Here is a 3,712-nt window from a genome sequence, read left to right as displayed (position 1 = left end):
CTCTACTTTTCTGCGCCTTACCACCAGCATCACAGTGGAAAAGACTATCAGCAACCCCGCCAGCAGCTGCGATACCCTAAATGGCCCCAAATACAGGCTGTCGGTACGGAATCCCTCTATCACAACACGGCCGCATGAATACAGCAACAGATAGAGCAAAAAAATGTCACCCGATCTCTTCCTCCGCTTTCTGTACCACATCAAAAATATGAACACCAGAAAGTTCCACATCGACTCGTAGAAAAAGGTAGCCAAATGCCACTCTTCCCTTGCCTCTATGTACACGGCAAAGGGAAACCACTGCCAAGCCGGATCAGTCACCAAGTTACCATAGGCCTCCTGGTTAAAGAAGTTACCCCATCTGCCGATAGCCTGCCCCAATATAAGGCTTGGGGCTACAATATCCGCTAGGTCCCAAAATTTTATCTTACGCCAGCGGGAAAATATCCCAGCTGCTATAACTCCGCCTATCACCGCACCATATATAGCAAGGCCACCTTGCCATATCTTAAATATATCCACGGGATTATTTTTGTAGATCTCCCATTGGAAAACCACGTAATACAGCCTTGCCCCTATAATACCAAATGGGATGGCCAGAAGGGCAAAATCCAGAATCATCTCCGGATCATAATTAAGCCTTCTGGCGTATCTCATAGCCAGGTAAATCCCCAAAAGTACGCCCGTCGCGATGAGTATACCATACCAGTATATTGGTCTCCCGAAAATTTCAAATGCAACCGGATTCGGCCACATAAATACTCCCCCTTAATTCAAAAATCAATTTAGCTAGGCAGTATGATTGATACGCTGCTCTGGTTGTTCTCAAAAAATCTGTTGAAATGGCTTTTCAGTTGCTCGTAGTTTATCTGCATCAGCCTTTCAATGTAATCGAACAGCCCTATATCCTTAAAAATCAATGACACAAACTGCACGCCGATGTTTTCCAGCGAATTAAACATCTTTATATACTCCCCTATCTTCTTTTTCTTGATCCTGGAGAAATACTCCACATCCCAGGGCTGCCGATTCAACCTCTCTATCTCCTGATAGATCATATCCACAACCCTTTCCGGGTCGGGCGACTCCCCTCCCATTACTATATGGCCGTAATCAACCTCGCCCGTATATCCAGCGCTGAATGTAACGTCAATCAACCCTTCCTCATACATTTTGTTGTATAGATCGGAGCTTGGGCCCACCAACATGTCCACCATGATGTCGTTGAGTATCGTCTTATCCAGCAAAGCCTGCCCTTGCTGCCCCACCTGAGCGTCCTTAAAGCCCAGCATAAATAGCGGTCGCGGCACCGGTAGCTTATCCTTTACCACACGAGCAGCTACCTCGGCAGGTTCATCGGGGTATATCCTCTTTATCTGCCCCTGTTTTGATATGCCCTTACCATCAAAATATCGCTCCACCTGCTCTATAACCCTATCGGCATCCACATCTCCCGCCACAAACAGAACCATATTGGATGGATGATAAAAAGTCTTATAGCACTGGTACAACATGTCCTTGGTTATCTTCTGTATGGATTCCACCGTCCCGGCAATATCGTTTTTTACCGGATGATTGTGGTACAATCCCTTTAGCAAATTGAAGAACACGCGCCAGTTGGGATCGTCCTGATACATGACTATTTCCTGGGCAATGATGCCCTTTTCTTTTTCCACCGTCTGGTCTGTGAAGTAAGGCGTCCCCACAAAGTTGAGCAGCACATCAAGACATTCATAAAAGTTTCCAGTGGAAGTAAAGTGATATGCCGTGGTGTTGAAGCTGGTAAACGCGTTGGGGCTGGCGCCTAGCTTTGAAAAGACATCAAATACGCTCCCTTCTTCCTGTTCAAACAGCTTGTGTTCCAAAAAATGGGCAATGCCCTCGGGCATGGTCATAGGCTTATCCTCACCGGGTATCATAAACTGATTATCATTGGAGCCGTAATGGGTAGCGTAAATAGCAAACTGTTTCTGATAGCCCTTCTTGGGCAACACGTATACATTTAACCCGTTCTTTAACTTTGAATGTATTAACCTTTCGTTCAACACATCGTTTTTAATTTCCCTTCTCATGAACAACATATCCCCTCTTTCTATTTCTCAAAAAGTATATGGTATCCAATTTGACGTTGTGGGCCACTTCCACCACCTGATCTACGGTAACGGCCTTTATCCTCTCTATCAACTCCTCTACGGTGATATCGGAATCGATGACGCTGTTGCCCAGATAATAATCGATGAGCTGAGATGGTTGGTCCATACTTCCCTTAAGTGAAGTGACCAGCGCATTTATGGCCCCTTCAAATTCCTGCTGAGCAATTTGCCCCTTTGCCACGGCATCGAGCTGTTCCATTATTATATTTATCGTTTGATCATACTTATCAAAGTCAATACCGGCACCGATGAACATTAAACCTTTAAACTTCTCCAGCCGTGCAAATGCATAATAAGCCAGGCTGGCCTTTTCCCTCACATTTATAAACAGTTTGGAGTGAGGACCGCCCCCTAAAACGCTGCTATACACCAGCAGGGGAAAATATTCCTCATCAGCGGCATTTATATTGGTTCTAAACCCCATAGCCAGCTTGCCCTGGTTTACATCCATTTCCTCCGTTACGGTTTTGGGCACCACCTGCAGCTTCTTATAAACGGTCTTGGGTATGGTGGCCATCCGTTTCCTATCCATTGTTGAAAAGCTTTGCTCGAAAAGAAGCCTTATCTTTTCGGGCTGCACATCTCCCACCACAAAGACGTCCAAGGGGCTAGATTGCATAATATCACGGTACACGCTATACAACTTGGAACTATCGAGATTGTCTAGCTCATTTATATCGCCAAAAACGTATCTGCTATACTTCTCTCCCCTGCACATCTCTTGGGCGCATCTCTCCAAGCTGTACTGGATCTTGTCATTGACCAGCGACCTTATTCTGTTTTTCATATTCTCTTTTTCCTGGCTCACATACTCCTTTTTAAAACCACCATCTTCCAGTACAGGGCGATTGATGACACGATTTAAAAAATAAAAAGCCTGTGCCAATATCCCCTGTTCTGCCAGATAATCATCATTTACCACTTCCATGGAAAACCTGAGGATTTGCCTTTCGCCCTTCTTTTGCACCCCAACATCAAACACAGCCCCGTACAGGCTTTCCATATGCCTCTCAATATCCTTCAGGGTCTCAAAGCCTTCACAGCCGCGCTTTAACACCGCCGGAATCAAAGCGTTGTAGGTGTAATCCTCATCCAGGTCCCTGTGGAAGCAAAAGCTCATGGTAACGGTTTTAAACTTCTTCGTAGGTAAAACCCTTAGCCTTATACCTTTGCCTATGTCTAAGCTTTCTATATGCATATATACCCTCCTTATCAATACCGATAAACCCTTAAAAACATGTCGTATGCCGACCTCATGATGCATGCGTCTCATTGTAAAATCCAACATTACACATCGGCGTTTACACTTTCACCACTTGGAAAAGCAGTTTAGCCCCTATGGTTATCACGCCCTTCCTGCCTTTCACAGTAAAATTCCAATTGCAAATTAAGCCATCTTTTGCCAATGAAGCATACGGCCCCATCCTTTGCAACGCAACGATATTCGCCATCCAGGGTTTGCCTTTTTCTCCTTTATATTTTCGCTTTTATATCCAAAAATCCTCTAAAAATTATTATTCTTTATGGAGATTTTTATATACTACAAGCACTCATAAGAG

General features: G+C 44.7%; 4 protein-coding genes. All 4 read right to left on the bottom strand.

Annotated elements, in window-relative coordinates; all coding sequences use genetic code 11:
* Positions 1–756: prolipoprotein diacylglyceryl transferase (gene lgt / locus FWJ59_RS08625; protein ID WP_414481537.1), on the bottom strand; the 756-nt coding region annotated here is incomplete at its 3' end.
* A gap of 29 nt (positions 757–785) precedes the next feature.
* Positions 786–2,072 carry an EF-P 5-aminopentanol modification-associated protein YfmH gene (yfmH, locus tag FWJ59_RS08620; RefSeq protein ID WP_414481536.1) on the bottom strand — a complete coding sequence of 429 codons (1,287 nt, stop codon included), beginning with the start codon at positions 2,070–2,072 and terminating at the stop codon, positions 786–788.
* The gene (gene yfmF / locus FWJ59_RS08615; protein WP_414481535.1) at positions 2,056–3,351 is read right to left on the bottom strand and encodes an EF-P 5-aminopentanol modification-associated protein YfmF; all 1,296 of its coding nucleotides are present in this window, start codon (positions 3,349–3,351) and stop codon (positions 2,056–2,058) included. The genes yfmH and yfmF overlap by 17 nt, the downstream gene beginning before the upstream one ends.
* A gap of 103 nt (positions 3,352–3,454) precedes the next feature.
* Positions 3,455–3,604, bottom strand: a complete 150-nt coding sequence (locus FWJ59_RS08610; protein ID WP_414481534.1) for a hypothetical protein — start codon at positions 3,602–3,604, stop codon at positions 3,455–3,457.
* Positions 3,605–3,712: the final 108 nt, after the last annotated feature.

Origin of the sequence: Caldicoprobacter sp. (assembly GCF_047459465.1) — a bacterium.
Lineage (GTDB): Bacteria > Bacillota > Clostridia > Caldicoprobacterales > Caldicoprobacteraceae > Caldicoprobacter.
The sequence above is the reverse complement of the archived record's forward strand: the minus strand, read 5'-3'. Positions and strand labels throughout refer to the sequence as shown.

Coding starts and splice junctions, on each gene's coding strand:
- yfmF (WP_414481535.1), bottom strand. CDS start 3,351: ATGCATATAGAAAGCTTAGACATAGGCAAAGGTATAAGGCTAAGGGTT.
- FWJ59_RS08610 (WP_414481534.1), bottom strand. CDS start 3,604: ATGGCGAATATCGTTGCGTTGCAAAGGATGGGGCCGTATGCTTCATTG.
- yfmH (WP_414481536.1), bottom strand. CDS start 2,072: ATGAGAAGGGAAATTAAAAACGATGTGTTGAACGAAAGGTTAATACAT.